The sequence below is a fragment of the Lysinibacillus sp. FSL K6-0075 genome (genome assembly GCF_038592945.1).
Classification (GTDB): Bacteria; Bacillota; Bacilli; order Bacillales_A; family Planococcaceae; genus Lysinibacillus; species Lysinibacillus fusiformis_F.
In genome coordinates this window covers 2,033,699-2,055,528 of sequence record NZ_CP151947.1, presented here as the reverse complement: position 1 = coordinate 2,055,528, position 21,830 = coordinate 2,033,699, and the positions used below count along the sequence as shown (strand labels likewise).

Annotated in this window: 22 protein-coding genes; 7 read left to right on the top strand and 15 right to left on the bottom strand. The window is 39.0% G+C overall.

Annotated elements, in window-relative coordinates:
• Positions 1-735: 735 nt before the first annotated feature.
• Complete coding sequence (locus tag MHB65_RS09890) at positions 736-1,293, bottom strand: hypothetical protein (RefSeq protein ID WP_342443309.1); 558 nt, start codon at positions 1,291-1,293, stop codon at positions 736-738.
• A 666-nt stretch (positions 1,294-1,959) separates the two neighbouring features.
• Between MHB65_RS09890 and MHB65_RS09885 the strand changes: the two genes are divergently transcribed.
• Both MHB65_RS09885 and fumC read left to right on the top strand, forming a co-directional pair.
• A complete protein-coding gene (locus MHB65_RS09885) occupies positions 1,960-2,175 on the top strand; it encodes a hypothetical protein (protein ID WP_205442891.1) in 216 nt (71 codons plus the stop codon).
• Positions 2,176-2,456: 281 nt separating this feature from the next.
• Positions 2,457-3,848 carry a class II fumarate hydratase gene (gene fumC / locus MHB65_RS09880; RefSeq protein ID WP_342443308.1) on the top strand — a complete coding sequence of 464 codons (1,392 nt, stop codon included), beginning with the start codon at positions 2,457-2,459 and terminating at the stop codon, positions 3,846-3,848.
• An 87-nt stretch (positions 3,849-3,935) separates the two neighbouring features.
• Here fumC and MHB65_RS09875 read toward each other — a convergent pair whose 3' ends face one another.
• Positions 3,936-4,919: a hypothetical protein gene (locus MHB65_RS09875; protein ID WP_342443306.1), complete on the bottom strand. Its 984-nt coding sequence runs from the start codon at positions 4,917-4,919 to the stop codon at positions 3,936-3,938.
• Positions 4,920-4,979: 60 nt separating this feature from the next.
• Entirely contained in the window at positions 4,980-5,537 is a 558-nt protein-coding gene (locus MHB65_RS09870) for a GNAT family protein (RefSeq protein ID WP_342443305.1), read from the bottom strand.
• A gap of 237 nt (positions 5,538-5,774) precedes the next feature.
• Between MHB65_RS09870 and MHB65_RS09865 the strand changes: the two genes are divergently transcribed.
• Positions 5,775-6,257: a sigma-70 family RNA polymerase sigma factor gene (locus MHB65_RS09865; protein ID WP_342443718.1), complete on the top strand. Its 483-nt coding sequence runs from the start codon at positions 5,775-5,777 to the stop codon at positions 6,255-6,257.
• On the top strand, positions 6,250-7,356 hold the full coding sequence (locus MHB65_RS09860) for a hypothetical protein (RefSeq protein WP_342443304.1): 1,107 nt from the start codon (positions 6,250-6,252) through the stop codon (positions 7,354-7,356). Before MHB65_RS09865 ends, MHB65_RS09860 begins: the two co-directional genes overlap by 8 nt.
• Before the next feature lie 130 nt (positions 7,357-7,486).
• Here MHB65_RS09860 and MHB65_RS09855 read toward each other — a convergent pair.
• A protein-coding gene (locus tag MHB65_RS09855) for an IS3 family transposase (RefSeq protein ID WP_342443303.1) occupies positions 7,487-9,060 on the bottom strand; the annotation gives its coding sequence in 2 pieces (ribosomal slippage) (positions 7,487-8,418 and positions 8,418-9,060; 1,575 coding nt in all).
• A 90-nt stretch (positions 9,061-9,150) separates the two neighbouring features.
• On the opposite strand from MHB65_RS09855, the gene MHB65_RS09850 reads away from it, so the two are divergent.
• Complete coding sequence (locus MHB65_RS09850; RefSeq protein ID WP_342443302.1) at positions 9,151-9,657, top strand: helix-turn-helix domain-containing protein; 507 nt, start codon at positions 9,151-9,153, stop codon at positions 9,655-9,657.
• A complete protein-coding gene (locus MHB65_RS09845; RefSeq protein ID WP_342443301.1) occupies positions 9,654-10,496 on the top strand; it encodes an IS3 family transposase in 843 nt (280 codons plus the stop codon). Before MHB65_RS09850 ends, MHB65_RS09845 begins: the two co-directional genes overlap by 4 nt.
• Before the next feature lie 450 nt (positions 10,497-10,946).
• Here MHB65_RS09845 and MHB65_RS09840 read toward each other — a convergent pair whose 3' ends face one another.
• The 6 genes from MHB65_RS09840 to MHB65_RS09815 form a co-directional block, all read right to left on the bottom strand.
• Entirely contained in the window at positions 10,947-11,369 is a 423-nt protein-coding gene (locus MHB65_RS09840; RefSeq protein ID WP_342443300.1) for a hypothetical protein, read from the bottom strand.
• Between the two features lie 637 nt (positions 11,370-12,006).
• Positions 12,007-12,876 carry a DMT family transporter gene (locus MHB65_RS09835; protein ID WP_342443299.1) on the bottom strand — a complete coding sequence of 290 codons (870 nt, stop codon included), beginning with the start codon at positions 12,874-12,876 and terminating at the stop codon, positions 12,007-12,009.
• Positions 12,877-12,901: 25 nt separating this feature from the next.
• A complete protein-coding gene (locus MHB65_RS09830) occupies positions 12,902-13,447 on the bottom strand; it encodes a GNAT family N-acetyltransferase (RefSeq protein ID WP_342443298.1) in 546 nt (181 codons plus the stop codon).
• Positions 13,437-13,970: a cysteine hydrolase family protein gene (locus MHB65_RS09825; RefSeq protein ID WP_342443297.1), complete on the bottom strand. Its 534-nt coding sequence runs from the start codon at positions 13,968-13,970 to the stop codon at positions 13,437-13,439. Before MHB65_RS09825 ends, MHB65_RS09830 begins: the two co-directional genes overlap by 11 nt.
• 107 nt (positions 13,971-14,077) lie before the next feature.
• Positions 14,078-15,028 (bottom strand): stalk domain-containing protein, encoded by a 951-nt coding sequence (locus tag MHB65_RS09820; protein ID WP_342443296.1) that lies wholly within the window; start codon positions 15,026-15,028, stop codon positions 14,078-14,080.
• Between the two features lie 269 nt (positions 15,029-15,297).
• Positions 15,298-17,067, bottom strand: a complete 1,770-nt coding sequence (locus tag MHB65_RS09815; RefSeq protein WP_342443295.1) for a glycerophosphodiester phosphodiesterase — start codon at positions 17,065-17,067, stop codon at positions 15,298-15,300.
• A 211-nt stretch (positions 17,068-17,278) separates the two neighbouring features.
• Between MHB65_RS09815 and MHB65_RS09810 the strand changes: the two genes are divergently transcribed.
• Positions 17,279-17,488, top strand: coding sequence for a hypothetical protein (locus MHB65_RS09810; protein WP_205442843.1), 210 nt, complete (start codon positions 17,279-17,281; stop codon positions 17,486-17,488).
• A gap of 35 nt (positions 17,489-17,523) precedes the next feature.
• On the opposite strand, the gene MHB65_RS09805 is transcribed toward MHB65_RS09810, so the two are convergent.
• From MHB65_RS09805 to MHB65_RS09785, 5 genes are all read right to left on the bottom strand, one after another.
• Positions 17,524-19,089, bottom strand: coding sequence for an amidohydrolase (locus tag MHB65_RS09805; RefSeq protein WP_342443294.1), 1,566 nt, complete (start codon positions 19,087-19,089; stop codon positions 17,524-17,526).
• 18 nt (positions 19,090-19,107) lie between these two features.
• On the bottom strand, positions 19,108-19,659 hold the full coding sequence (locus tag MHB65_RS09800; protein ID WP_205442841.1) for a biotin transporter BioY: 552 nt from the start codon (positions 19,657-19,659) through the stop codon (positions 19,108-19,110).
• Positions 19,660-19,800: 141 nt separating this feature from the next.
• A complete protein-coding gene (locus MHB65_RS09795) occupies positions 19,801-20,463 on the bottom strand; it encodes a TIGR04104 family putative zinc finger protein (RefSeq protein ID WP_342443293.1) in 663 nt (220 codons plus the stop codon).
• A complete protein-coding gene (locus tag MHB65_RS09790; RefSeq protein ID WP_342443292.1) occupies positions 20,450-20,968 on the bottom strand; it encodes a sigma-70 family RNA polymerase sigma factor in 519 nt (172 codons plus the stop codon). Before MHB65_RS09790 ends, MHB65_RS09795 begins: the two co-directional genes overlap by 14 nt.
• A gap of 104 nt (positions 20,969-21,072) precedes the next feature.
• Positions 21,073-21,828, bottom strand: a complete 756-nt coding sequence (locus MHB65_RS09785; protein ID WP_342443291.1) for an ABC transporter ATP-binding protein — start codon at positions 21,826-21,828, stop codon at positions 21,073-21,075.
• Between the last annotated feature and the right edge of the window lie 2 nt (positions 21,829-21,830).

Here is a 21,830-nt window from a genome sequence, read left to right as displayed (position 1 = left end):
CACCCGAACCAACCACCACATATATTGCCTAAACTAGCTGACGAAGTCCCTACCATTTTCACAAATTGCTATGAGATATTTCCCGAGAAATAAATAAAAAACATGTCGAAAGTTGCAATTTCCACACGTAAAATCATGTCATATTTTTGATTTTCTTATAAAACAAACGGAGGCAAACCTCATTCTGGAGAATTCCTTCCGAATAAGTAACCGCGATTTCCCTGCCATTCTGAGTGGTATTTTCTATTATTTAGCAGTGATTTGCTGATTGATCATCTTGAATAAGAGCGGGGGGCCTCGCTTTATGATCATTTGGTGTTCCTTTTTGAGCGGGGTGCATCGCTTTAGGATCACTTGGTGTTCCTTTTTGAGCGGGGGGCATCGTTTTATGATCACCTTCCATCCCTTTCTGAGCGGGGGGCCTTGCTTTAGGATCACCTCGCGTCCCTTTCTGAGCGGAGTGCATTGCTTTATGATCACTTTGCGTTCCTTTCTGAGCGGGTTATCTCGTTTTATGATCACTTTGCGTCCCTTTTTGAGCGGGGGCCTTGCTTTAGGATCATCTGGCGTTCCTTTCTGAGCGGAGTCCTCACTTTAGGATCACCTTGCGTTCCTTTTTGAGCGGGGGGCCTTGCTTTAGGATCACTTTGCGTCCCTTTCTGAGCGGGGTTCCTCACTTTAGGATCACCTAGAGTTCGTTTCTGGGCAAATCCATTCACCTTTAGATCACTTTAACTACCTAAATTGATCCGATTCAAAAAAAGGCTCAATACCTATTTCTTTTAATAAGAATTTCCGATGACTTCTTTTATCTATCAAATGTTGTTTAGGGATTAAAATTTCCTCCCTTAATCGCTTAAACAAATTCGGGTTATGTTCAGGAAACCATTCCTCATAACTGATCCCTTGATTCAGTTCAATCTTTATTAAAAATAAAACAATATCTTCAAACATAAAGGGAAATTCTTTCTCTATCTGCTCATGATGTGCTAACAGTGCATAAAGATAATCTTTAAAACGATAAAATCGCTTCTGGTCTAATGGATTCGAGCTCCATTTTTTATTTTCCTCCCTTTCCTGTATTGGCTGAAATACCTGAAGAGAACCTGTTTCCCAGGTACCTAGCATACAAGTAAATGCAGCGATAGCGTATTTTCTTGTTTCATAATCTGGATCTCCAAAATATTTATAGTATTCCTCTCGATACTTACTAAAATTTCCGCTAGTATGATAACCCCCAATAGCAAAACCTTCCAATCCCCGTTTTGCTTGTTCGATGATATTATTTGCCATCCTACTTTTTAGCCTCCTTTTCTTTACTATCTAGTCATGTTAATCTAACGTGATATTAACATAATTAACCAATAGGAAATGTAATTTACTTTCGAAATTTTATTTTCATTTATTAAATCTATTACATTCACCTACAATATGACTATTAAGCGTTGTATGGTATTCTACTCCTCTTTTTCCCTCACTAAGTTATAAACTTCTATAAGAAACTAATTACTAGTTTTCCTCTGTGCCTGGCTCTCTTAGTTTATGATCACTTTGCGTTCCTTTCTGAGCGGAGTGCCTCTCTTTATGATCACTTTGCGTTCCTTTCTGAGCGGGTTATCTCGTTTTATGATCACCTTGCGTTCCTTTCTGAGCGGTTTCCCTCCATTTATGATCACCTCGCGTTCCTTTTTGAGCGGGGGGCTTCACTTTATGATCACCTCGCGTTCCTTTGTGAGCGGTTTTCCTCGTTTTATGATCACTTTCAGCAACTTTCTGAGCGGGTTCCCTCTCTTTATGATCACTTTCAGCAACTTTCTGAGCGGTTTCCCTCCATTTATGATCACCACTAACATCTTTTCGAGCGGTTCCACTCATTCTTTGATCACCGCCTTCAAAGTTCTAACTACTATCTCCAGCTCATAAATTGAGTAACAATCAAAAGTTAGAAGGAGAATCGCGATGTTTGTGACTCATTATTATGAAAACAAGACGTCTGTTTTAAGTCAATTGCTCGTCAAACTGCCTGCTGTGGAAGAGGATATTCGCATTAAAGGGCGTAAGGCAAAGGTGTTGGAGGTACTTCAAGTCGATGACAACAATTTTCATGTGAAGATATTGTTTGAAAAAATCCCTAAAAAGCAACCTCTTAAAGAGCTTGGGAAGAAAAAGAGATAGTCGACTAAAACAGGTTTATTCCATTAAATTTCGGGAATAAAATAGGCAAGGATTGCGAAATATTCTCACCATTAAATTTCTTCAAGCAAAACCGTTGACTTTTTAATTGATAACAATTATCATTATCAATAGATTATTTCTTTTCTCCAAATTGCTTAATTCAGAATCCCCCTCTTTTTTGAATAAGCATGTATCAAACGGATATTCTTACATCAGACTAAGAGTATCCGTTTTTATCTGTACATGAGGAGAACTTTACATACTAAAGGAGCTGTTTTGACATGGATTATCGTATTGAAAAAGACACTATGGGTGAAATTAAAGTACCCGCTAATAAAATTTGGGGCGCGCAAACACAGCGCAGTAAAGAAAATTTCCAAATTGGTACGGAACAAATGCCAATCGAACTTGTGCAAGCTATGACGATCTTAAAGAAAAGTGCTGCGATTGCGAACAACAAACTAGGCAAACTTTCTGATATTAAAGCAAATGCCATCGTGCAGGCTTCAGATGAAATTTTAAATGGTCAATGGGACGATCAATTCCCTCTTGTGGTTTGGCAAACTGGTAGTGGTACACAATCCAATATGAATGTGAACGAAGTCATTGCTCACCGTGCGAATCAACTATTAAAGGATGCTGGCGAAGCTGACCGCATTCATCCGAATGATGATGTCAATAAATCACAAAGCTCAAATGATACATTCCCAACAGCATTGCATATTGCGGCTGTCTTAAAAGTAGAAGATTATTTACTTCCAAGACTACGTCTATTAAAAGCAACATTGGAAGATAAAGCAGCTCAATTCAAAGACATTATTAAAATTGGCCGTACACATTTACAGGACGCAACACCTCTTACACTTGGTCAAGAAATTAGCGGTTGGGCAGCGATGCTGGCAAAATCGGAACATATGATTATCCAAAATATCGACTATATGAAGGAGCTTGCTATCGGCGGAACAGCGGTTGGTACGGGGATCAATGCGCACCCTGAATTTGGTGATCGTGTAGCTGTGGAAATTAGTGAGCTTACAGGCAAACAATTTACATCGGCTGCAAATAAATTCCATGCCCTAACAAGTCATGATGAAGCGGTTGTGGCGCATGGTGCATTAAAAGCTTTAGCGGCTGATTTAATGAAAATTGCCAATGATGTTCGCTGGCTTGCAAGTGGCCCTCGCTCAGGTATCGGTGAAATTACGATTCCAGAAAACGAGCCAGGCTCTTCGATTATGCCAGGTAAAGTAAACCCTACACAAAGTGAAGCCATGACAATGGTTGTCACACAAGTAGTTGGGAATGACGCGACGATTGCCTTCGCCGCTTCTCAAGGTAACTTTGAACTAAACGTCTTTAAACCAGTCATCATTTACAACTTCTTGCAATCAACGCGCCTATTAGCGGATACAATGAAATCATTTAACGACCATTGTGCAGTAGGCATTGAGCCAAACAAAGAAGTACTTGATCACAATTTACAAAATTCCTTAATGCTTGTAACAGCATTAAACCCATATATCGGCTATGAAAACGCAGCAAAAATCGCGAAACAGGCCCACAAAGAAGGCACGACTTTAAAAGCAGCAGCCATCGCAAGTGGCTTACTAACAGAAGAACAGTTCGATGAATATGTAGACCCAGCAACAATGATTTATCCGAACGTCAAATAATGAAAGCGAAAATAAAAAGATTGAGGCTAATATGCTTCAATCTTTTTTGTTGGTTATCATTAGCTATACTTAAAATTCCCGAAGAAATCAGCTTATCTTATCCAGCTTTAAATTAAACGACAGTTCATCGTCAATTAGACTAAATGAATCCGTTTTTTCTTGTTTAAATAATTTTACAATATAATGATAGTAGCTTGTTTCTACTTCAAGTTCATAATTTAAATGATCTCGTATGAATTGGTCATCTTGACATCTTGAAACATCCCCTATTAACAAATCATGTTTTATTAACTCTTTCGTGTTGTTAGTAAAATCAGAGACTACGTATGAAAGAACATTGTTCTCATATCGTAAGTTTTCAGAAGCACCTGAATAATTTAATAAAGATAGTAATGTCGCATTATTAAAATTTTGTTGGTCAATTAAAGTTGAAACCTCCATTAAGTAAATCGATTCAAGGTGGTCATGATAAGGATTTTCAACATCTACTCTATTATACATTTCTTGTTTCTCATAGGGTCTAATTCTCCCCGTTTTTAATAGTAAAAAATGATGATGATTGCTTAGGTAGATGTTTTTGGACGTATCTAATCTAAGTAAATTATCTCCGTTTGGAAGGAAAGGATTTAATTGTTTTATCTCTCCCGTTGACGTGTTTACTAAAAAAATACATTGATAAAAAGGATGTCCATAGTTAATTGCTCTTTTCGTAATCCAATACAACAAATATTGATGATTAAGGTAGATTAACTTGGAATAATAGCTTTCATCCTTAAGTTCTTCAGAAGAAAAATAATTGTTTAAATGTAACGTGATAGCATTTATTTGACTAAATGTTTGAAGATTCATTCTATAAAAGTTTATGTTATTTTTATCTTTTAGACTAAAACAGAATTCATTATTCACCGTATCTAAAGCAAACTCGTCATAGCTGGTGTCTAATTGATGTATGTTTTTGATAGTCCCGTTTTTTAAATTAATCTCACAATGCGCAATACTATCATGTTCTAATAAAATAGCCTCAAACTCTTCTTTAATTTCATTTGTAGGAATTAGTTGATTGTTGTTCAAAAAATACTCCTCCCAACATTTTGTCTGTTAAAAGCCACTACTCATTATAAGCGTGACTTCCTAGTAATCACTTTTCAATAATGAAAAAATAGCGAGATCGATGTACTTCCCTTTTTCAAATTCATGTTGCCTTAAAAGACCTTCTTGAGAAAAATTTAATTTTTCCAATAGTTTGATCGATGCTGTATTCTCTGGTTCTATTTTTGCCTCGATTTTATTTATCCCCATTGATGTAAAGGCAAAATGGATGATCGCGCTTAAAGCCTCTTGCATCACACCCTTCCCCCAATAGTCAGGGTTTAAATCATAGCCAATTTCTATACGATTATGCTCTTTTTCATAATTCAAATAGCCACATGTGCCAATCACTTTGTTGGTCTGAATTTCTTCGATTACCCATCTTAAGCCTGTCTGTTCTTTGAAAATTTTCTCATACCAATTGATTTCATCGATAGCATCTTCCACTGAAGCGAACAATGGTAATGGCAGATACTTCACTACAATTTCATTAGAATAAAGTCTCAAAATATCTTGGCCATCATCCATTCTTCCTTTTCGTAGGATGAAGCGTTTTGTTTCTAATTGAGGAAAAACCGTAAATTCGAATTGTGTATTCATACTAACTCCCCTTTTTCACCATCTATTGGCACTTTACTATTGAATAATAACACAAGAATCTCTCATTCCTCTCTTTTACCTCTATTACAAATCCTTCGTTATTATAGTAAATTAATTACAACCAAATAGCACCAACTCCGTCTAATAATTGAAAGGGTGTGGATGATGCTTGAACATGTGAGAACATCAATAGAAGTTAGCAGGGATTGTAGTAAGGAGGAGAGGCTTGAATGGTTGATGAAGGCGTATGGAGATGATATAACACGTCTAGCCTATACGTATATGAAGCACAAGCAGCTTTCGGAAGATATTGCGCAGGAAGTGTTTATAAAGTGCTATGAGCATTTAGATAATTTCAGGAATGAATCTTCCTATAAAACATGGTTATATCGAATTACTGTCAATCTATGTAAAGATAAATTAAAAAGCTGGTCTTATCGAAATATCGTTCTGACAGAATTTTTCTCAAAAATTAAGAGTACTAGTCAATCCCCTGAGTTGGAATTAGTTGGACAGGAGGATAAACGATTGCTTTCTGAGAAGATTCTTGCTCTACCTGTACGGTATCGAGAACTCATTATTTTATATTATTATGAAGAGCTGTCCTATAACCAAATAGCTGATTTGTTAGATTTACGTTTACAAACCATTAAGTCTCGTCTTCATAGGGCTCGCCTTTTGCTAAAAAAGTCAATGGAAGGGTGCAAGATGAATGAATGATATATTTAAAAATATCGGGAAAGCGTTGGATGACACGGCATTAAAGGACATTCATTTTAATGAGAAACATAAAGAAAAAGTGCGACAGAGGCTTCAAAAAGGCCATAAGAAACCGTACCCATTTCAATCCATTTTCAAACAATTGTTACCTATAGCTGTCATTGGTTTTTTTCTTATAGGCGTTAGCTATTTTGTGGCCTCGGAGCTGACAGAACAACCAGTTGCTAAGGGAGACCGTTCACAAGAACCTACATTGGAAACGAATCTTTATATCCCCCCGATCCAAGAAGAATTTTATGGTGAGATGACAAAAGAGGATGTCGTGAGTAAATTATTAAATTCAATTGATTATTTTCACTCAGCAGCTGGAAAATTTGAAGAACATAAAATTTTTCAAGACGGTTCCACTAGAACATTGGGTGTTACTTATAAAGTAAGTACCAAAAACGAAATTGGTGGCTATGAAAAACTGATCGCTTTAGATGATAACACGACGGGGATTAAGAACGATACACAGGAGTACTTTTATAACAACAAAAAGAGCTGGTTAAAATATACAGCGCTTAATGGTCAAAAAATTTATACAGTTAGTGAATCGAAACAGAAACCAAAACGAGACATAGTTACGCCCGAGCAAGCTTTTAGTATTGACTTGCAATATCCGCCTATTTCATTTAATAAATTGAGGGAAAGACCTTCATTTGGAAGTTCAAGTATGTCGTTGTTCGCTTATGAGAAAGCTGCTAGTTATTTAAGACATATAGAGCATTGGGAGATTGAAAAACAAAATGAAGCGTTATTAGGTCATAACACAATCGTATTAGCAGGGAAAATGGATGAAGAGGTGACAAATAGTGCTAACTTAAAAGGCACGACAGAAGCGTTTCGTTTTTGGGTGGATAAAGATACTGGCATTCTCGTTAAAAGTGAAACATATGACCAAAACGGTGAGCTGACAAGCTATGTTCATCCAGAAAGGCTTGAAGTGAATGTGCCGATTGACCCACAAGAATTTATTCCAGACTTAGATGGCTATCAGCTTCCTAGCAAACATAAAAAAGATGATGTCAACGGCAGAAAAAGCAATTTTGCAAGGTGAGGGGTTGATTTCCGTTCCGCCAGCGTCCTTTCCAGGGGGCGTCCGATGAGTGAACTGCACCCAAAATATTGGACTTGAAAAATTTTGAAGTGCTCCCCGTCAAGTAGACAGTGGAAATAATAAAAATACTTTATGCGGCTTGATCCCTGAATTCCAAGGGGCTCAAGCCGTTTAATTTTTCTTGATAGCGCTCTGAATTATAAAACGAAATGTATCCTACAATTGCTTTTTTAAGCGCTTCATATGTATCATATTTATTTAAATAGTATTTTTCGCATTTGAGCGTACCCCAAAAAGCCTCAATTGGTCCATTATCGATACAACGTCCCACTCTAGACATACTATGTACCATCTCGGCATCATCTATCATCCGTTTGAAAAATTTTGAAGTATATTGATAACCACGATCGCTATGAATAAGTGGATGCTCATCCTCTTTTAATTTTTGTATAGCTGGTATCATCGTTTGAAAAACAAGTTTGTTGTTATTCGAATGTCCTAATACATAACTTACAATCGAATTATCGTATAAATCAATAATGGCGCTTAAATAAGCCTTTTTGCCATTTCCATATTTAAGCTCCGTGACATCTGTACACCATTTTTGATTAGGTTGATCTGCTTTGAACTCGCGACTGAGTATGTTTTCTGCTACATAATCTAGATTCGATTTACGATATTTTTTCCGTTTTCTACGGATCACCGATTTTAATCGACACATTTTCATTAAACGATAAATACGTTTTTTATTTACCATCGGTAAATCTACTTTTTCCCGATGGCGATTGATTGTAAGTGTGATGCGTCGATATCCATAAATCCCATCTACTTGTGCATAAAGGTACTGAATTGATTCTAGAAGCTGTTCATTCTCGATTTCTCGTGCTGATGGATGACGGTTCAACCACTTATAATAAGCAGCACGTGTAACACCGGCAATTTCACATAATAAAATGATTGGCAATGCTTCCTTCGCCGCTAGTTCTTTAATGACAATATAACGGTTATGTATACGACTTTTACTTAACGTCGCCTCCTTTCGATTTCCTCTAACTTTTTTAAGAAGAGATTTTCTGCACGTAATCGTTCATTTTCGCGTTCCATACGTTGGATTTCTAAACGAAACTTGTCTTCAGTGCTTAACTCTTCTTCTAACTTTGTACGGCCACGGCGATCTTGTAAACCTAATTCCCCGGATTTTTCGAATTTTTTTACCCATTGATATACTTGTTGGTAAGAAATCGCATATTGTTCAGCTGTTACTTGATAATTCTTTTCGTTGGCAATACAAGCTTGTACTATTTCAATGCGCTCCTGTACTGTTGTTTTTCTTCCTTTAGTCATAGTTTGGCTCATTCCTTTACTCGAATCTTTTAATTCACTATGACTAGTATACTTTTTAATCCAATTTCGCAAAACGGATGTGCCAGAAAGTCTATATTTTCTAACAGTTTCTCTTAATGAATAACTTCCTGAAATATAGTCTTGAACAGCTGCTAGCTTTATTTCTTTCGGATATGTATTATGATTTTCACTTCTATTAAGACTTTCCTCACCAAAAAACAAGTAATTATTTTGCCAATCTTTGATTGTTCTAGAATCAACTTTATACAACTCGGCCACCTCATTAAGAGTGAAATGGCTATTTTCATAGAAATTTAGAATTTCTAATTTTTCTTCTTTTGAAAAGCTGTATTTTCTCATAAAAAAATCTCCCCAATAGGCAAACAGATTTTATTTTTTAATCTGTCTACTTATTGGGGAGCATATCATTTAATATAGGGGGTGCAGTTAGTGATTTCTGATGAACAAAAGTTAGCCGCAGTTCTAGCTTACATTGAAGAAAAGGAAAGTACGTATCAGATTGCCAATAGATTAAAGAGGGATCGACAGTACATTCGATTATGGATTGAATTATATCGATATCATGGCATTGAAGGAATTATTCGTCCTCAAGGGTTCACGAATTACGAAGATTCTTTTAAAATAAAAGTAATTCAACACTTGATAGAGACAGGCGATTCGCTCCTTCAGACTGCTGCGAAGTTTAATATTCCTTCTCGTGAAACCATTCGGAGATGGAAAAAACAGTGGATGTCCAAGGCTGGAGAGGTGCTCTATCAAATAGAAAAGGAGCACCAATCAATGCCAAAAAAACAACCACCTTCGTCCGATTTAAATGAAAAAACAACGGAAGAGTTAAAAGCGGAAATTGAGTATTTACGGATGGAAAACGCCTATTTAAAAAAGTTGAAAGCCTTAGTTCAAGAAAAGGAAGCCTTCAAACCGAAGAAAAAGTGAGAGCTGTGTATGAGCTAAGGCTGGAATTTCCACTTCAAGCTCTATTAAAAGTCGCGAAACTTAAGAAAAGTACGTATTATTATCATCTTCAAAAATGGGTAAAACCAGATAAATATCAGGCGATTAAAGAACGAATCCAGATACTTTTTCATCACCATAAGGGGCGTTATGGCTATCGTCGTATTTGTCTTGCCCTCCGAAATGAAGGGATTTTCATCAACCATAAAACGGTCCAACGATTGATGAAAGAATTGGGCTTAAAAGGGACAGTACGCCCTAAAAAATATCGTTCGTATAAAGGAACGGTGGGCTATGTCGCAGAGAATGTCTTCCAACGTGATTTTGAAGCCACTGCACCCAATCAGAAATGGGTAACCGATGTCACAGAGTTTAAAATAAACGGTCAAAAAATCTATGTATCCGCTGTATTAGATTTATTCAATCGAGAGATCGTTGGATATGAGGTATCAAAATCACCTAATTTTGAGTTAGTTCAACAGTCTTTTAAGAAGGCGTTTACGTATACAAAGTTATCGAAAAAGAGTGGCTTAATCATCCATTCTGATCAAGGATGGATATATCAAATACCACGTTTTAAAGCGTTATTGGCAACACATGAAATCAAGCAAAGTATGTCACGGAAAGGAAATTGTTTAGACAATGCCGTGATAGAAAGCTTTTTTGGTATTCTGAAATCAGAATTTCTGTACACAACTACGTTTAAAAACTATGTAGAATTTACAAAAGCATTAGCAGAGTATATTTACTATTACAATCATGAGCGGATTAAAAGAAAACTCAACGGAAAAAGTCCCGTTGAGTATCGAAAAGCTTCGTAAAAAAGTTTATATTTTTGGGGTCAGATCACTCAATCCCCTAGGAGTGACGCTGGCTCCACTCCAATCAACCATTCTGCAAAAGTGTCTTTTCCTCATTTTTCATACTAGCGGTAGCGATCAAAATAGCCCATGATTTGTATGATTAGAAAAAGGATAGGTTTTTATTTTCAATGTAGAAAAGTGATGAATGACAACACCCCTCCATAAAATGAGTAGTGAAGACCTTCACTTTATTTGAAAACCTTTGCTAAAAAGTTAACATTTTGTAGGTTGGAGTGGAGGGCAACTTGACTCCCGTGGGATAGCGAGACAGGCGAGCCCCTGCACGGAGCGGGAGCGGAGGAAGCGGCTCGGCGCTCGCCCACAGGAAAGCAAGTAGCCTGCAACGGAAACCATTTTCACCTTTCACAAAAATTCTATTGATGGTTTTGTTTTTCCTTTATGAAGGCTTTAGTTTTTCAATGTCATCAAACATTTTTCATCTATTTCTACCTCATCTACCGACAGTGGGTCTAACAGAAGTTCGAATTTTTTCTCATGGTCCTCCCCTTCTTCTCCTATCCAGCAAATATAGATTTCGCAATAATCTCCTTGGGGAAGGAAACTTCTTAAGAAGTCACATACATGGAGAAAAGTTCTTTTGGCTTTTTCATAGTTATGTGGGGAATACACTTTATTTTCGTTATGCATTTGCCAAATGGGCTCTCCCTTTGTTTCGATTTCATATACATAGGGTGTTGTAAAATGCTTTGCCTGTACAATTTGGCGATTTTCTTTATCTGAGAAAAAATAATTTATGTCCACTTCATTTTCTGTATACTCATCCTGTATTTCAACTGGGAAATTGAAGCCTATATAGGTTGCCATACTCATGTGCTTGCTCCTCCTATTAAAAAAACCCTGTAAATGTACAGGGTGTCAGCAACGTAGCTGTTGATAGTGTAAATAGACACGCTTTTGTGTTCGTGCCTCTCCGAAACTTTCTGGCATCACCATTTCCTGGGCCAAGCTTTGAAGAAATGGCTTGAAGGAAATAGGCTTCAAACGACGGGTTGTCCGCTTCTTTTTGTGAGGCTTGCTACCGTAGTTGGTTCACCGTAATGGCTGTTGCTTTGATCGTTTGGTGTTGCGGCGGTGTTTTGGGTTCAATATAGAGCGTTGTGTAATACGCATCCGCAATGACAATCACGTAAATAATGAATAGTAATCGTTTTGTTCAATGGTTCAAAAAATCATTTCTCCCTTTTTTATAGCTGACAATTTAAAACTTGTCTACTTATCATACGAGCCATCTATCAAAAGGTTTCAAAAATATTTTAAGGGAGACAAATTTCTGTCTCCCTTACGCCTCTAAGCTTCTGCCACCATCATTTTCCCAACGATCAATATCCCAATGATCTTCTTCTTTTTCTCTACTGATGCCCATCGCATTCAATGGAACGAATGACATTTTGCCCCTCACCCTTTTCAAGCGTTCTTCTCTAGTTTATGAAGGGAAGAGGGTTTTCGTTCATCGTAAAATAGGCTTAATTTTAAAGCCTAAGGCAATCGCAGCCCCGATGCAGCTAAAAAGACAGCCTAAGATTAAATAAATACTGAGTGTTGATTCCCCAATGACAACAGAAGCAAAACCGCCAATCACGGGAAATAACGCCACCATATAGCCACTTTTTGCCCCACCAATTCGTTCGACTAGTTTTAAGTAAAATAACCATGCAAGAAAAGATGCGATAATCGTTAAATACAATAGAGCCGATAAGTAGGTAAAGGATTTGGGTATCACGACTGTTTGTCCCTGTAGCCAAACAATGGCACACATGACTGCACTGCCCACTGCAAAACCAATGGCATTCGCATAAACCGGGTTTATTTGATGCTTGGCATTTCTGGCAGAGCTTGCATCCCCGATGGCTGTCAGGACAGTCCCTACAAAGGCAATCAAAACTCCTTTTAACTCCATATTATGTAAAGATGGGTAAATCAGCACCCCCACGCCGATGACACCTAAAATGCCGCCAATTAAAACACGACGATGCAATGGCTCCTTGAGAAATATCCGTAGAGCGATGGGTGTTAATATGACTTTTAATGAAAAAATTAATGTAACAATAGCAGCCGAGCTCCATATCGTCGCATAATACAGCGCTAAATAGCTGAATGCAAAATTACAAACGCCAAAAACGATGATAAAAGGTACATCGCGCTGTTGTGGTTTACCCTGTGGTTTCATGAACCAAGCAAGGATGAAAAATAAAAAGGCTGTCATCACTAAACGATAGGTTAAAGATAATTCTAAACTGACTGGCGTTCCTTGAATTTTGACTGCAATAAAATTAAGACCCCAGACAATTAAACAAAAGATATACATAAAATTTGTCATGCTGTTTCAAATTCCTTCTACGTAGCTATTCCTGCCATCTTCCCATAATGATCGTATGATAGAACATACCATCTGCAAGGCATTTATCATTTTTCACAATGCCTTCCACTAAAAAGCCCATTTTTTTATAGAGCTGTATGGCTTTCTCATTGGTTTCTAACACTTCTAGTGCTATTTTCCGTACACCATTGGCATCTGCCCAAGCAATGGATTGTTGCAGCAAGACTTTTCCTATGCCATAGCCCCAAAACGCTTTACTAACACCAACGCCAAATGTGACTTTATGGGCAAGCCTTTTGAGTGAAGAGCCCTCACATCTTGAGAACCCAACGATTCGATCACCGACAACCGCTACTAAACACAGATTTTTGGGGCTTTCGATGTCTTTTTGAATAAGTTGCTCAAAGCCTGCTCGATCAATCACTGCCTCGCCTTGTTCACGATCGAAGTTTTCCGTTTCACCGTCTAATTGCAAGCGCAAATCCGATAAGGCTTGGGCATCTTCGCATCGGGCACAGCGAATTGTATAGGATAGCTCTTTTATCTGAAGCTCTTTCTGGTCAATCAGCATGTTGAAGCCCCCCAATAGACTGAATTTGCACAAAACGATTATGCCAAATAGATTCATGATGTTGAATAATTTGCGGTGCTGCCAGTACATTACTATCTAAGGTGCTATGGGCATCTTCTATTAAAATATTATGCTGGTAGCCATGACTAAAAGCACTGCGGATTGTCGTATCAAGGCAGAACTCTGTTTGAGCGCCAGCGAAAATCAATTGGTCGATGTGCTGCGCTTGTAAATAAGCCGCTAGCTCCGTCTGATAAAAAGCGTCCCATGTTGTTTTTTGAATCACTTGATCTTCCGCTTCTCTTTGTAGTCCATGATACAGTTCCCACCCAGGCTGACCTATTGCAAAATCAACATCGTCTGCTTCTGTATGCTGAATAAAAATAATCGGTACTTCGTTGTGACGTGCCCATGTAATGGAGGCATTGATATTTTTGATAATGGCTTCACTGTTCCAAAGATTTTGTTGGCTATCTAGAAAGAAAGCCTCTTGTATATCGATAATGATGAGTGCTTGTTTCATAGCGTTCTCCTTTATCCTTCGACTTTTCTTTTCTATTGTACTGAATTTCCCATTGGAAGAAAATATAAAAAGAAGTACCTAGCTATTTGCTAGATACTTCAACTTAATTATTTCATTAATTCCTCTACAAATTCAACAGGCACATAAGTTTTGCCAGATTCTAATAAAGCAGGGGCTACTTTAAATTGGCGAAGTGCTTTATTATAACCATATTCTTTTTGACCTCGCGTAATTGTATACGAAAGGGCCCCTTTTGAAACGATGGCACCTTTTGGCGTTACTTCTACTTTAAAGCCTAGCTTTTCAGCGATTAAGCGTAGCGGCACCATTTTCGTTCCTTCTACTTCATAAAAGTCTTTATTAATAATTTCTTGAACCGCTGAATCAACTGGAGCTGGCTCTGGTGTTGGCACTGGGTCCACTTCAACAGGCTCTTCCTTCTCGATTGTATCTAACACAATCACCTTGGAAGGTGGTGTTTGAGCAGGGATGCTCATCGTTGCGATTGTGTAGAACACCACTAAATGCTGCTCTTTTAAATCGTCCACTTTCACATCTTTGCCAGTAGCACTTGCCAGCTTCGTGTCTTCCCCAACATTTAACTTTAAGTTATTTTCAGTATCCACTAAATCTTTATTGAAGAAATCCACTTCCACGCTACCCATTTCTTCCGTTTCCACAATAATTACTTCTGGGTTGTACTGTGGTGGATAAATTGCAAGCATCGGCTTCTTGGCATAAGAGTAAGCTGACACCTTATCTCCTTTTTGAAGCTTGACTTCTTTACCCATATTGTCGAAAACTAATGTGTCTTTATTCGCAATCATAATATTGGTATTGTCACCATCAACCACTGTATAGTATGTGGCGTTTTCACGTACTTCTACGCTGTCAATTGTACCTGTCACCTTAATAAAAACAGGCTGCACTTGTTGGACCGAAGTTTCTGCGTTAATCACAGTAGCCTCCCCTTCGTTCGCTGATGCAGTTGGAGCTCCAATCGCGCCCCCTAATAATAATGCTGACATAGCAAATGGTACGACTTTCGTCATTTTCATACAAAAAGCATCTCCTTCATTTTCACGAGTTCATAATAGTAGTCGTGTTCACATGAAAAAGGTTACAATTTGGCCCAAAATTTTTATGGCTCGAGCTTTTGCTTCCGCGGGTATTTTCATTTCTTTCGCGGGTATTTGCTTTCTCTCCGCGAGTATTTCCCCTTCGTTCGCGGGTATTCGCTTCCTCTCCGCGAGTATTTCCCCTTCGTTCGCGGGTATTCACTTCCTCTCCGCGAGTATTCTCTTCGTTCGCGGGTATTCACCCCCGATCAGAAGATAAATCGCAGTCGATTCAGGATGCGTTGTAAGAAGTATTGGTTTTCGCTTTGCTGCGTTCTTAGCTCGCGGGCGACGTCGGGGTGGTCGGTGATGACGCCGCTGACATTTTTTTCGATAAAGGTTTGCAGGGAGCGGTCGTCATTGAGTGTCCAGACAAATAAATCGGTCGGGTGCTGCTTCAATTCTTCGATAAGCTGCTCCGTTACCCAGGATTCCTCCAATGCGATAAAATCAACATTTTCCTCCATTGGACCAATATTGAGTGCATAGACAATGCCGACACGCAAATTTGGCACCAATTTTTTTAATTGTGTCATTTTCTGTACATCAGCGGATTGCACATAGTAGGAATCTAGCACCTTGTATTTTCGTAGCTTCTCTACTAATTTAGGTAAAACATCTTCTGTTTCTTGGCCATGCACCTTTAATTCGATTAATAGCGCCACATCTAGCGCTTTAGCAATTTCAATACACTCATCTAATGAAGCAATTTTATCGCTAAAGCCATTTTGATGAATGGTTAACGTTTTTAGTTCGCTCAGGGTCATATTCGCAATGACACCGTTTTTACCTGCTAGCCTTCGTAATGTTCGATCATGGAAGACGACGAATTCGCCATCCACGGTTTGCTGAATGTCGATTTCAATTAAATCTGCCCCCGCATTGGCTGCACTCACCAATCCACTAATCGTATTTTCTACATTGCCAGCGACATAGCCGCGGTGGGCAATAATTTTTGTGTCTGGAGCATAGACACTTTTCTCTAATGAATTGATATTCATCATACTTAATACGAGAAAAACAATGCCACTGATCAACAGCAATGGCTTATAGCGCCGCTTCCGATGTGTAGTAGCGCTGACTTTGCCCATCACCGGCGTATTATACGTAATGGCAACCATAACTTGTGAAAACATCGCCTGTAAGTAACTAAAAAGCACCACAAAGACCATTTCCAAAAAGGCCAATGTCAACCCAGCTGTAACCAATGCGGCACTTGGCATTAAACGTTCGATTAAATAGAGCGGAAACGTAGCGATCACTGTTATCCCAAGCATCATCAACAGATGTCCTGTTAAAAGCATCGCTAATAGCACTAGTAATTCAAATAAACCTCGCTTAGAAAAATGCCAGCTCTGCTTAAAGGAACGCAAAATAGTGATGTGCGGCTGAATTGTAAAAATAGGTAAGGTTAAAATACTTCGAATACCTATCAGCACCACGATGCTTGCCACCGCAGCATATGTTAGTCTACCCGCTTTACTGCTCATGATTTCTTCAGTTAGAAAATGTGGAAGGGAGATGGATTGGGTCAACGTAAGTGGTAGCATAAAGGAAGCTAGTGGCATTAATAGTGCTAGATAGATGATAAGAAACAGTACTTGCACACTAAAAAAATAAACAACCTTGCGATTTAATTGTTGCCATAAAGGAAGAAATCGATAGCGAATTCCCCGTTGCTGATGAAAGGCCATGAGAAATAAAAAGCCCATCTCATAATACACAAATAATAAAAACAGCAAAATTAATAGACAAATCATCATGATGACAAAGGGATGGGTCACAAAGCTTTGCCAATTTTGCTCGGTAATATGTGTAAACCCTGTTACTCGTAGCATGAGCTTCAAAACGATAGAGGTTACAGGGATCATCATTAAAAACTGAAAGATTCTAATTAATGCGAAAACCTGTACATAATCGAATCGATATACATAAATATTATGAACAGCCTGTCGCATTACTTGTCCTGCCTTGTGCACATACTCACCCCTATCATGCTGTTAAAATCGCTCTCTACTAACGTATGTTTTGACTGCTATGGCCCATTCCTCAAAGCCAATAAAATAGCATGCCTCTACATCAAAGTAGGAATCGATTTTTGTATTCATCGTGACATTCTCCATTTTTTGAAACTTTTTAGCATGCCACCCTGTATATAACTAGATACCCACTACAGAAAGGAGCGCAAACATGAAATTCAATCTTGGCGATATCATTAGTACAACTGTTCTTTTATGTATGTTTCTAGCAATCTTTTTCGTGATGATTCATATGATTAAAAAAATGAAATCTACCGCCCCTGTGCCTCCTCCACCAACCATGCAACAGCAAGTAGAGGACTTAACAAAACGTGTGTCGAACTTGGAACAACAAATAACAAAACTAGCTGACAAACAATAGCCCCATGAAAAAAATCGCTGTGAAGGATAACCTTCTCAGCGATTTTCATAGACAATCTTACCATCCACAACCGTACATGCCACTTGTATGTGTGGTAGTTGCTCCGTCTCTACCGTAAAAACATCCTCTTGCAAAATCGTAAAGTCTGCTGCATAGCCTTCTGCAATTTTGCCACGTCTAAATTGCTGCCCAATTATTTCAGCTGCCCCTACTGTGTACAAACGGACTGCCTCAAATCGTGAAATTTTCTCATGAGGATTGTAGCCATCATGTGTCTCCCCAAAATTTCTTCTAGTGACAGCCGCGTAGATACCGTGCAACGGATTTGGTACTTCAATCGGAGCGTCACTGCCACCTGCCACAATCAGCCCTCGGTCAAGAAGGGATTTTAAAGGATGTAAGCCCTGTGCGCGCTCCTCTCCAAGTCTCGATAGCTCTGCTTGATATTCTCCCTGTACAAATTGCGGCTGCATATCCACTGCCACTGGTAATGCAGCTAGCTTGGCTAATAGTTCCTCATCGACTAAGCTACAGTGGATGACCCGATCAAACTGACCATCCTGAGGAGGATTGGCCGCAAAAACATCTAAAATCATGTCTATCGCTAAATCACCAATGGCATGCACAGCAACGGTTTGTCCATATTGGCGTGCTAGCTGAACATAGCTTGTTAATTGCTCTGTTGTATGAATAAGCATCCCCGCATTATCTGGATCATCACAATAAGGCTGACGTAGTGCAGCCGTGCGACCTCCAAAGGCTCCATCAATAAAAATTTTCATCGCACCAAACGCTAAAAATGGTGATGGGGTTAAATCCATCTTCGCAACCTCTTCAAAGACTGTATGATGCTGTAATAAATGCACCTTAAAGGATTGCTGTGCCTCTACGATTTTGCGATAAGCCTGAATCGGCTGGCTTGGTGGTCCATAATAGCTTAAATCCTCTGAATGTCCCCCTACTAAACCATAGGATTGCAATGAGGCCACCGCCTTTGTCAGTGCATCCTCAATATACGCAGGTGTAATATGGGGCATATGGTTAACAATTAAATACAATGCTGCATCCTTTAACACACCTGTGAGCTGACCATCTACTTTGTCAATAACACCGCCCTCTGGCGAAGGGGTAGCATTTGTAATTCCTGCAAAAGCGAGTGCCTTGGAATTGGCTAAGATTAAATGGTGACAGCTCCGTTTAATGATTAAATGAGCATTTCCAAGGGCATCTAGCTCCGCTAAGGTTGGGAAAATGGGCTCCTCAAATTGGTTTTCATTTAGCCCAATCGCAATGACCCATTCATGTGCTGACGCCTCAGACATTCGCTCTTGAAGCTTCTCAAGTAGCGCCTCCTTACTGGTAACCGCCGATACATCAAGATGCTTGAGTTTTTCTCCGTAGCCAATAATATGTAAATGGCTGTCGACAAAGCCTGGATACATGATATTCTCCTCTAAATGTTGGATAGAAGCAGCTAGTGGCGACAAGCTCTCTACTGAGCCTGTCGCCACAATTTTTCCATCTTCAACAAGGACTGCATCCACTGTTTCACCAACCTGAGCCATCGTGTAAATCTTACCACCTGTCCATAATGTTGCCAAAACAATTCCTCCCATGTCCTATGCTATTGCTTCAATTAAGTGCGCTCTTTCTAAGCGACGACGAACAATGACACCAATCCATGCTGCAAGTACCGCCTTGACGATCCCAACCACGATAAATGGTGCAACTCCACCCATAAAGGCAGCTGTCCATGTATAATCTGCTACAATTTTTAACCACACTGTCCCAAACGCTAATGTAATGATCATCCCAATGATATTCGCAATAATAGCTTGAGCAAATGTAATACCAAATTTATCTAAGTATAAGCCCATAATAATTGCTGTGGCAAGGAAACCGACAATGTACCCACCTGTTGGACCAACTAAAATTCCTAGTCCACCTGACATACCACTAAATACAGGTAAACCTGCTGCCCCTAGTAAAATATATAATAGAACAGATAACGTGCCTAATCTTGTCCCTAAAATCGTCACGATGATTCCAACCGCTAAAGTTTGACCTGTAATCGGAATAAGTGGTAATGGAATTGTTACCTGTGCTAAAACCGCGATAATCGCTGCCCCAAATGCTGCTAAGACGTATTGATATGTACTTCCTTTTTTCAATGTAAAAAGCCTCCCCTTGTGCGTTAACTAATAATAAAAATAAGTTAACACAAAGATAAAGCAAATGAAAACCATTGTCAATCTATTTTAGAATAAAAAAAGAAATTGCTAGATTACAATAGCAACTTCCTGTCAAAATCATTACCATAAAGGTTCATTCATTGGATCTTTTTCTTGTAGCTTAAATACATATGGCGCAATTTGATAATGGTAATAGAACATCCCCACTAAAAAGAAAATAATACCGATAACAAAATGTTGGAAAACATGCTGCAGCATAATCAACAAAGGTACTGGCATCGTCATCACACCACTGATTTGCATAGATTTTTTTGTGCGATATTGCTTTTGTCCACAATGCGGGCACATAATTTCACTATTTTTGCGATATAATTTACGTGCATCCTTCTCAGACCAGCTTTCCCCACATTCAATACAAACAGGTAAACCATAACCCTTTTTCACTAGATAACGTTTGACTATAAATGTCGCCCCTATAAAAATGCTCAGTAAGATAAAGCCTCTTACATAATCCGAATCAAAAAGTGACCACCAATGCCAAGTATCCGACTGTAGGCTAGCCGCTTGATGGCTTGAAGTGCGTTGCTCTTTCTGTTGTGTCAAGATATAGCTAAAACCGATGACAAAAATAGTAAAGGTTACGAGCACGAAACGATACGTCCATTGACCGCCTGCTTTGCGTTGAACCTTTCGTCGTGCTTTTTCCGCGATTACTTGTTTGCGCTGCTGTGAGAGTTTGACATCTTGTAGCTCCTTTAATACATCCTCTTTAAATTGATTCATGGCGTAGCACCTCCCAATCAAAGTCACCCATTGCTGCTGCCAGCTGTTTACGAGCTCGCTGTAATCTTGTGCGAATCGTTGCTTCCGGACAGTGTACAAGCTGTGCAATTTCCACTGTCGACATCTCCTCAAAATAATACAAAATCAAGACCTCTCGATAGGCAACTGATAATGTAAACAATGCCTCCGTCAGCTCTTTTTTAACGGATTTCTCTAGCATCTCCTTTTCAGGTGTCATAGCTGTTGTGCGCCCCGTGATTTTTTCAAACAATGTCAGTCGTTTACTTTTCCAACTTCGTAAATAATCGTGACTTCGATTAACCGTCATTTTCACTAAATATGTACGCAAGGATGCTTCCTGACGAAACTGTCCCTGCTTTTGATAAAAGGCGATGAACACATCCTGCACGATGTCCTCCGCCGTTGCCTTATTTTTTACATATAGATAGGCGACCTTTAGTAAGTAATCACCGTGCTCCTCGATTATCTGTTCAATATCCATCATTGCCCTCACCTACTTTCTACACTACTGACGGACGCCATAACGATTGCGATTCATTTTTCACAAAAAAAATCCGTAATTTTTAAATCATTACGGATTCCTTCAAGTTAAATACCTATTTTTTGCATAGCAGAGACAACTTTGACCATTCGATCGTCTAAATCATTGCCTGTGAATTCAGGCAACCGCAGTTCATTCACAATAGCGCCATCGGACATAAAAAGGATACGCTCTGTTCTTGCAGCAATTTTTGGATCATGTGTCACAAGCATAACCGTTGTGCCTTCTCGATTAATGGAGGCGAATAAATCCATGATTTCCTGAGCAGACGTTGAATTTAAAGCACCTGTGGGTTCATCACCAAAAATGATTTGTGGGTTGCTAATCAAAGCGCGACAGATGCCTGCTCGTTGCAGCTGCCCGCCAGAAACCTGGGTAATATCTCGCTCTGCCAAATCTGCAATCCCCATTTTGTGCATGATTTGCAGCGCCCTTTCTGTCAAGGCCCTCACATTTTTTCGCTGATCACGCATGGCAGGTAACAGGATATTATCAAGGATATTTAGGCTTTTTAGAAAGGTCGGCTGCTGAAAGACAAAGCCCATTTTCGTTCTACGCAAATCAGCCAGTTCTTTGTCACTTAGTGCTGTTAAATCCATTCCATCAAAGGTAACCTGACCATGATCAATACTGTCCATCCCACTAAGGGCATACAATAATGTCGATTTCCCACAGCCAGATGGCCCCATAATGGCAATAAACTCCCCTTGATTGATTGCCACTGAGACGTCCAGTAAAACCGGATGCTGGTCATTGCCAACTTGAAAAGACTTTGCAATTTGCTCACCACTCACTAGATTCATAG

Excerpts from the sequence above, each read along its gene's own strand:
- MHB65_RS09890 (WP_342443309.1), bottom strand. The coding sequence starts at position 1,293 with ATGGCAAATAATATCATCGAACAAGCAAAACGGGGATTGGAAGGTTTT.
- MHB65_RS09885 (WP_205442891.1), top strand. The coding sequence starts at position 1,960 with ATGTTTGTGACTCATTATTATGAAAACAAGACGTCTGTTTTAAGTCAA.
- fumC (WP_342443308.1), top strand. The coding sequence starts at position 2,457 with ATGGATTATCGTATTGAAAAAGACACTATGGGTGAAATTAAAGTACCC.
- MHB65_RS09870 (WP_342443305.1), bottom strand. The coding sequence starts at position 5,537 with ATGAATACACAATTCGAATTTACGGTTTTTCCTCAATTAGAAACAAAA.
- MHB65_RS09865 (WP_342443718.1), top strand. The coding sequence starts at position 5,775 with ATGAAGGCGTATGGAGATGATATAACACGTCTAGCCTATACGTATATG.
- MHB65_RS09860 (WP_342443304.1), top strand. The coding sequence starts at position 6,250 with ATGAATGATATATTTAAAAATATCGGGAAAGCGTTGGATGACACGGCA.
- MHB65_RS09840 (WP_342443300.1), bottom strand. The coding sequence starts at position 11,369 with ATGAGTATGGCAACCTATATAGGCTTCAATTTCCCAGTTGAAATACAG.
- MHB65_RS09835 (WP_342443299.1), bottom strand. The coding sequence starts at position 12,876 with ATGACAAATTTTATGTATATCTTTTGTTTAATTGTCTGGGGTCTTAAT.
- MHB65_RS09830 (WP_342443298.1), bottom strand. The coding sequence starts at position 13,447 with ATGCTGATTGACCAGAAAGAGCTTCAGATAAAAGAGCTATCCTATACA.
- MHB65_RS09825 (WP_342443297.1), bottom strand. The coding sequence starts at position 13,970 with ATGAAACAAGCACTCATCATTATCGATATACAAGAGGCTTTCTTTCTA.
- MHB65_RS09820 (WP_342443296.1), bottom strand. The coding sequence starts at position 15,028 with ATGAAAATGACGAAAGTCGTACCATTTGCTATGTCAGCATTATTATTA.
- MHB65_RS09810 (WP_205442843.1), top strand. The coding sequence starts at position 17,279 with ATGAAATTCAATCTTGGCGATATCATTAGTACAACTGTTCTTTTATGT.
- MHB65_RS09795 (WP_342443293.1), bottom strand. The coding sequence starts at position 20,463 with ATGAATCAATTTAAAGAGGATGTATTAAAGGAGCTACAAGATGTCAAA.
- MHB65_RS09790 (WP_342443292.1), bottom strand. The coding sequence starts at position 20,968 with ATGATGGATATTGAACAGATAATCGAGGAGCACGGTGATTACTTACTA.
- MHB65_RS09785 (WP_342443291.1), bottom strand. The coding sequence starts at position 21,828 with ATGAATCTAGTGAGTGGTGAGCAAATTGCAAAGTCTTTTCAAGTTGGC.